The sequence below is a fragment of the Actinomycetospora sp. TBRC 11914 genome, assembly GCF_012933465.1.
Lineage (GTDB): Bacteria > Actinomycetota > Actinomycetes > Mycobacteriales > Pseudonocardiaceae > Actinomycetospora.
Genome location: NZ_JABBND010000054.1, coordinates 1 through 877, shown reverse-complemented (window position 1 = coordinate 877; position 877 = coordinate 1). Strand labels below are relative to the sequence as shown.

1 protein-coding gene is annotated in these 877 nt (G+C 73.5%); it reads left to right on the top strand.

The window, feature by feature from the left end; genetic code table 11:
• Positions 1–40: 40 nt before the first annotated feature.
• Positions 41–877: hypothetical protein (locus HH311_RS30785; protein ID WP_169187549.1), on the top strand; the 837-nt coding region annotated here is incomplete at its 3' end.

Sequence of the window (877 nt, the reverse complement as noted above, 5' to 3'; positions counted from 1 at the left end):
CGGCCGACCCGGGCCGGCGTCGTAGACAGGGAGACCCGAGATGCTCAGCACGCAGCCGACCATCATCACCCCCTACGGCGCCGGCCCGTCGGCGTGCCGGCCGTTGCCGCGCCGGGAGATCGCCCGTGAGGTCGCCCGCCGCGACGCCGCCCAGCGCGGCACCCAGCAGGCCGCCCGCGCCCAGCACGCCCGGCGGGTGGAGTTCTACCGGGAGCGGGCCTCGCAGTGGGACGGGCTGCGCGGGGCGGCGTTCGGGGCGATCTCCTCGCGGGCGGTCTATGACCTGCGGGCCCGCATCCAGACGGTGTCCCAGCAGGCCCAGGACCAGCTCGAGGACATCGACCCCGCCCGCCGCGGCGGGGAGTTCAAGGCGTGGCTGGACGCCCGCCTGGTCCACGAGCTCCACGCCCACCAGGGCTCGACGGTGGCGGCGGTGCGGGAGTTCTCCAGCCGGGCGGCGCGGCACTTCGCCCTCGAGGTCCCGGTGGCCTGCGAGCCGGCGCGGCCGCGGACCGGCAGCGATTTCGACACCGCCCGGTTGCAGGTGCACCGCAAGAAGAACAGCAACCTGTCGACCGCGGTGAACATCGCGACCCGCGCCTACATGGGTTTCATGATCTTCTTCGTGCTCACCACGGTGATGGCGGTGGCGCTGCCGGGCTGGTTGGGGGCGTTGCCGGTGCTGCTGCTCGGTGGGGTGGCGCTCTACGAGGAGCACCGCAAGCGGGTCGAGCAGCGTCAGTACCAGGCCGCCGAGGCGGTGGCCGGGCACATCGGGGAGTTCGCCGACCGGGCCGCCAGCGAGATGGAGGAACTGCTGCGCGGGCTGGACCTGAGCATCGACACCGCCTACCGCACCCGCGTCGAACCCCTCATG